4 protein-coding genes are annotated in these 6,341 nt (G+C 34.1%); 3 read left to right on the top strand and 1 reads right to left on the bottom strand.

What is annotated here, in order from left to right; all coding sequences use genetic code 11:
• The coding region (locus tag RMN97_RS05020; protein ID WP_309613432.1) for a LacI family DNA-binding transcriptional regulator at nucleotides 1-316 on the bottom strand (316 nt) is incomplete at its 3' end.
• Nucleotides 317-542: 226 nt separating this feature from the next.
• On the opposite strand from RMN97_RS05020, the gene RMN97_RS05015 reads away from it, so the two are divergent.
• From RMN97_RS05015 to RMN97_RS05005, 3 genes are read left to right on the top strand one after another with little or no spacing between them, the layout of a single operon-like run.
• Nucleotides 543-3,584 (top strand): SusC/RagA family TonB-linked outer membrane protein, encoded by a 3,042-nt coding sequence (locus tag RMN97_RS05015; protein ID WP_309613431.1) that lies wholly within the window; start codon nucleotides 543-545, stop codon nucleotides 3,582-3,584.
• A gap of 10 nt (nucleotides 3,585-3,594) precedes the next feature.
• Entirely contained in the window at nucleotides 3,595-5,142 is a 1,548-nt protein-coding gene (locus RMN97_RS05010) for a RagB/SusD family nutrient uptake outer membrane protein (protein WP_309613430.1), read from the top strand.
• A gap of 20 nt (nucleotides 5,143-5,162) precedes the next feature.
• Complete coding sequence (locus RMN97_RS05005; RefSeq protein ID WP_309613429.1) at nucleotides 5,163-6,323, top strand: SusE domain-containing protein; 1,161 nt, start codon at nucleotides 5,163-5,165, stop codon at nucleotides 6,321-6,323.
• Nucleotides 6,324-6,341: the final 18 nt, after the last annotated feature.

Below are 6,341 nucleotides of genomic sequence, written 5' to 3'. Positions count from 1 at the left end.
TGTCAAAGGATTCGTCGGATAAACAAACAATTACATTGTAACCTCTTTCATTGGCAACATTTTCAATGCCACTGATAACAGTAGCAAAAAAATGATGAATAATTTCAGGAATTATTATGCCAATAGTTTTTGTTTTTCGGTTCTTTAAACTTAGGGCAATCAAGTTGGGTTTATAGTTGTATAATTTGGCAAAGGCTTGTACTTTTTGTCGGGTGTCTTCACTTATTTCCAAACTGTTTTTAAGTGATTTTGAAACAGTAGAAATAGAGACGTCAAGTTCTTTTGCAATATGCTTTAAGGTTATTTTTTTTTTCATAATACGAATCTGATAAATATAGTTTTCTGAATAAAGATACTAGATATTTTTATTAATGGCAATTTTACTCATAAAAACCTCCAATATTAAAAAAGTTTTCAACACGAAAACGTTTTCGGTGGCTGTTTTACAAAAGATTATCTTCAAAATTGATTTTTTTACATAAATTTAACTTTCGAAGTAAAGTATGAGCACAAAAAACAAATTTCTAACCTAAACAAAATGTATGAAAACAATTTACAAAAAGTTGTTATTTTTATTCCTGTTATTGCCTATTAGTGTTATGGCACAAAGCAGTTTAACTGGAGTTGTAGTTGACAAAAAATCAAATCAGCCACTTCCAGGAGTAAACGTAAACATTCAAGGTGCCAACAGTGGTACTACAACAGATTTCGACGGAAAATTTCAATTGGGAGGACTTAAAAATGGAGACAGAGTTGTGTTTTCATTTATTGGTTATACCAATGAGACTCTTTCATTTACAGGGCAAAAATCTGTAGTTATTAATTTAAATGAAAGTGCCAACGAACTACAGGAAGTTGTAGTTCAAGTGGGGTACGGTTCTGTGAAGAAAAAAGACGCTACTGGTTCAGTATCTGTTATTTCTTCTAAAGATTTTAACAGAGGAGCTATTTTGACTGCTGATCAGTTGTTAGTGGGTAAAGCTACGGGTGTTAGAATCACCAACAATGGTGGAGAACCAGATTCTGCTCCAAACATTAGAATTAGAGGTATTTCTTCTCTTAATGCTGAAGCAAGTCCGTTAATTGTAATTGACAACGTGCCAATTGACAACCGTTTGGCTGCTGGTCAAGGAAACCCATTATCTTTAATTAATCCTAATGATATTGAGTCTTTTACCATTTTAAAAGATGCTTCGGCAACTGCTATTTATGGATCAAGAGCTTCTAATGGTGTTATCATCATTACTACTAAAAAGGGTTCTTCAGGGACACCTCAATTTAATTACTCTTCAAATTTCTCATTTGGAAAAGTTGGAGAATTAATTGATGTTAGAGATGGTGTTTCTTTTGCGCAATTTATTACAGATAAATATCCTTTATTAGTTGATAAATTAGGTATTCCTGATCCAAATAATCCTGGACAAAGAATTATTTATAATACCGATTGGCAAGATCAGGTTTTTAGAAGTACTATAAGTCAAGATCATAATTTTAGCGCTAGATCTGCAATATTTGGTGATGTGCCATTTAGAGCTTCTATTGGTTATAACAATACTCAAGGACTTGTAAAGAATAATGATTATTCAAGAATTTCTGCAGGATTTAAAGTAACACCAAGTTTCTTTAATAAGCATTTAAAAGTTGATGTGAATGCTAAAGGATTTAGTTCAAAGAAAAATGCTGTTGATTCAGGTGGTGCTATTGGAGCTGCTTTAAATATGGATCCTACCAAACCTGTTTTTGGAGATAGTCCAGACAACCGTTTTGGCGGATACTATCAAGAAACATTTTTAGATCCAACTTCTGGAAGACATCAAATACAAGGATCTTTAAATCCATTGGCAAGATTGGAACAACGCGATCGTCCTGAAAGCATTGATAAGTTTTTGGGTAATATCGAGTTTGATTATAAAATGCACTTCTTACCAGAATTAAGAGCAGTTGTAAATTTAGGTATTGAGACTTCTCAATCTAGTATTAGAGAAAACTTTGTAGACGGTGCTCTTGAAACGTATCAATTTAACCAATCAACCGATCCAACTGACAACTATTTGTTTAATCCTGGATTAAACTATAGTGAAAGACAAACAATAGACAATAAAACTATTGATGCTTATTTGGTATATACCAAAAAATTAAGTGGATTTGTAAGTAGAGTTGAAATGCAAGGAGGTCATAACTTCCAAAGTTTTGTAAATCAAGGTTTTTCTTCAAGATTTCAATATAATTTGACTACGGGTATTAGAGAGCCAAATGTTAATCCACAAAACCCAACCAACAGATACTATGGCAAAATGACTTTAGAGTCTTATTTTGGAAGAGCTAATGTTGATTTGCTAGATAAATATTTATTTACATTTACATTAAGAGCAGATGCCTCTTCATTATTCCCTTCAGACAGAAGATGGGGTTATTTCCCTGCTGCAGGTGTAGCTTGGAAGTTAAAACAAGAAAGTTTCTTAAAAAACTCGAAAGTGTTTAACGACCTTAAATTAAGAATTGGTTATGGAGTTACTGGTAATAGTGATATCAGAAGTCAAGGGTATTATCCTTACACCCCATTATTTTCTCCAGGAAATCAAAATGGTCAATACCTGCCAGGAGTAAATGTTTATTCGGCAAATGCTTTTAATCCTAACTTAACATGGGAGAAAACAGCGACAACAAATGTTGGCCTTGATTTTGATTTATTTAAAAATGGGTTTTTATCAGGAAGTGTTGATTTCTATACTAGAAAAACAACTGATTTGTTAGCCACCGTTTCTTTCCCTCCGGGACAATTTTTGACCAATCAGTTTGTTAATAATGCAGCTACAATGTCTAACAAAGGGGTTGAGGTAAATTTATTAGCTAAAATAATTACATCTGATAATATGAATTGGTCAATTAACGGAAACATTTCTTATAATAAAGGGAATGTTGATGAAATTAATGGATCTTCAAGAATAGCAGCAGCCGGTGGAGGACTTCCTGGAATTGGAAGAACGCTTTCTTATCATGCAGTTGGTGAGCAACCACAATCTGCTTGGGTATTTGAACAAGTTTACGATAATGCTGGGCAACCAATTCCGGATGTATTTGTAGACAGAAATGGTGACGGACAAATTTCAGATAAGGATAAGTATTATGTTGCCTTAGTGCCAAATTGGACTTTCGGATTTGGAACCACTTTTAACTATAAAAACTTCGACTTTAATGCAAGTTTTAGAGGCCAATTAGGAGGTAAAGTTTATAACTCTGTTAAGTATCAATATGGATGGGAACAAAAAGTAGTTCCTAATGTTTCTCAAAATTTAAATAACAATTTAAATGGAGATTTGCCATTTGTAACCATAGCAGAGAATTCAGTTGTTTCAGATTATTTCTTAGAGAACGCAACCTTTTTACGTTGTGAGAGTCTGTCTATTGGATATAAATTCGACAAACTATACAAATCAGCTTCAATGCGTTTGTATGTTGGAGCCAACAACTTGTTCTTGATAACGAAATACTCAGGACAAGATCCAGAAAACTTTAATGGTATAGATACTAATTTTTATCCAAGACCAAGAGTGTTTAACATGGGTGTAAATATTGATTTTTAAAAAATAAACTATGAAAATAATAATTAGAAATTTAGCAACGGCATTTGTTTTATTTGCTTTTAGTTCTTGCTCAAGCGAGTTAGATACTAAACCAGTGATTGAACAGTCTTTTGAAAATTTGTTGCAACAAGACCCAAATGCTGCAAAAGGGTTGTTGTCAAGAATGTATGCGACTTTTGCATTAACTGGTCCAAATGGACCTGGTAGTTCTGACATTGTAACTACAGATCCTGGAGAAAGTGGTTTCCTTAGAGGAATCATTAACCTTCAAGATTTTAGTGCTGACGATATGAAAAATCGTTGGGGAGATGATGGTTTAGACCAATTAACAACCACATCAAACTGGACTCAAAATAATAAATTCTTCAGATATCTTTTTGATAGAGTGTATTATACAGTACCACAAACTACCAATCTTATCATTGCTTTAAATAGTACTAGTGTTCCAGATAAAGAACAGTATATTAGCGAATTGCGTTTTTTACGTTCGTTAGCATATTATTACATGATTGATTGTTTTGGTAAAGGTGTATTAGTAACTACTGAAAATTATGGTACCACTTCACCACTTCCAGAAGCTACTAGAAGAGAACTTTTCAATTATGTTGAGTCTGAATTATTAGCAATTGAAAATGATTTGCCTATGACTAATGAATATGGTAGAGCAAATAAATCAGCTTGTAGAATGTTATTAGCAAAATTATATATGAATGCAGGTGTATATACCGGAACAGAAAGATATAATGATGCCTTAACGTATGTAAATAAAGTGATTACAGAAGGCGGTTATACTTTAGCTCCTAATTTTTTACAGAATTTTTCTGCAGACAACAATACGTCGCCAGAAATCATCTTCCCTTTAATTGCTGATGCGTTAACAAGTCAAAGTTATGGAAATACAACTTACCTTGTTAATGGTAATATGAATTCAGACACGATGCCAATAAGTGTATTTGGTGCTACTGAAGGTTGGGGAGGCCATAGAGCTACGAAAGCTTGGTATGGATTGTTTGGTAATTTACTTACTTCAACAGACGCAAGAGCGCAATTATTCTGGACAGCAGGGCATACTTTTGAAATGGGGGATTATAAAAGTTGGACTAATGGGTATCCATCAATTAAGTTCAGAAATACTAATTTCTCTGGTTCATCAAGTCCAACGAAATTCTCAAGTACAGATTTTCCAATGTTCCGTTTAGCAGATGCTTATTTAATGTATGCTGAATGTGTCTTAAGAGGAGCAACCGGAGGTTCAACTTCTCAAGCGCTTACTTATGTAAATGATGTAAGAGCAAGATCAGGAGCTAGTGCAATCACTCAATCAGATTTAATCTTAGATTTTATTATTGATGAAAGAGGAAGAGAATTGAACTTTGAAGGTCATAGAAGAACCGATTTAATCCGTTTCGGAAAATTCACAGGAGGAAGTTATTTATGGCCATGGAAAGGAAATGCTGAAAATGGAACTTCAATTCCAGATACCTATAATTTATTCCCTTTACCATTAACTGCTTTAGATGCTAATCCGAATTTGACACAAAATCCAGGATATAATTAATTTAAAATAAAAATATAATTATGAAAAATTTATTTAGAAAAACATTTTTACTCGCCTTTATAGCCTTCGGAGCTTATTCTTGTTCTGAGGACAGTAAAGATCCTTCTGGGAAAGCAAGTGAAGACATTACGCTATCTGCTCCAACAGATGGTTCATTTTCATTGCTTGCGTCAAGTGCCAGCGAAGAGTTGTTTGTTGCCTCCTGGACATCAGCAGATTTTGGTTACCAAGCTGCCACCAACTACAAACTTCAAATGGTAAAAGGAACCGAGACTTTCACAGGTGGTAATATTGCTTCACTTGATTTAGGTAATTACAGCTCAGTTGCAGGTACTAGCTTTGAAAAATCAGTAACAGTTAGACAGTTTAATGCTTTAGTATTGGCTGCCAATCCTTCAGGAATTGGGGCTACAGAAAGTTATAAAATAAGAATAGTTGGTTCTATAGTAGGTCAATTAGATACTTCTGAAAATAATTTACCAGACGTCGTTTCGCAAGAAGCAACCGTTACTGTTACGGCTTATGATGCTTTTGATGAGTTTGATAGAATTTATGTTCCTGGTAATTATGGCGGTGCCAGTGGATTTGCAGATTGGACACCAAGTAATGCACCTAAATTATTCTCTAAAGCAAATGATGGAAAATACGAAGGGTTTGTATGGATGAATAATGCTTCTCCCGAATTTAAGTTTACACCAGTTCCTGACTGGGTAGGTGATAAAGGAGAAAATAATCCTTCTGGAGCTTTTTCAGGTGTGTTAGGAACAGCTTCAAATATCAAACCTGCAGATGGTGCAGGAACATATTTCTTTACGGTTAACTGGCCAGCACAAACGTATACTATGGCAAAAAGACAAGTAGCTATGATAGGTGCAGCAACACCGAATGGTTGGGGAACACCAACCTATATGATATTTGACACTGACCCAGCTTCACCTTATTACAGAATGTTCACATTAGATTTAGCCCTTGCTCAAGATGAATTTTTGATTCGTTTGAGAGATGACTGGTCTGAAAAAATGGGTACATTATCTGGAAATATGGAAACGCTTGCTGCTACTTCTGCTAACGGAATTAAAATTGGCGGTGGTAATATGAAAGTTCCTTCAGCAGGTAACTATAAAATTGTATTAGATGTAAGAAATGCTGCAAATTATAATTTGCGTCTAATACCAAATTAATATAGTTCAGAAATAAAT

Source organism: Flavobacterium sp., assembly GCF_031381455.1.
In the GTDB taxonomy this organism is placed as follows: Bacteria; Bacteroidota; Bacteroidia; order Flavobacteriales; family Flavobacteriaceae; genus Flavobacterium.
The sequence above is the reverse complement of the archived record's forward strand: the minus strand, read 5'-3'. Positions and strand labels throughout refer to the sequence as shown.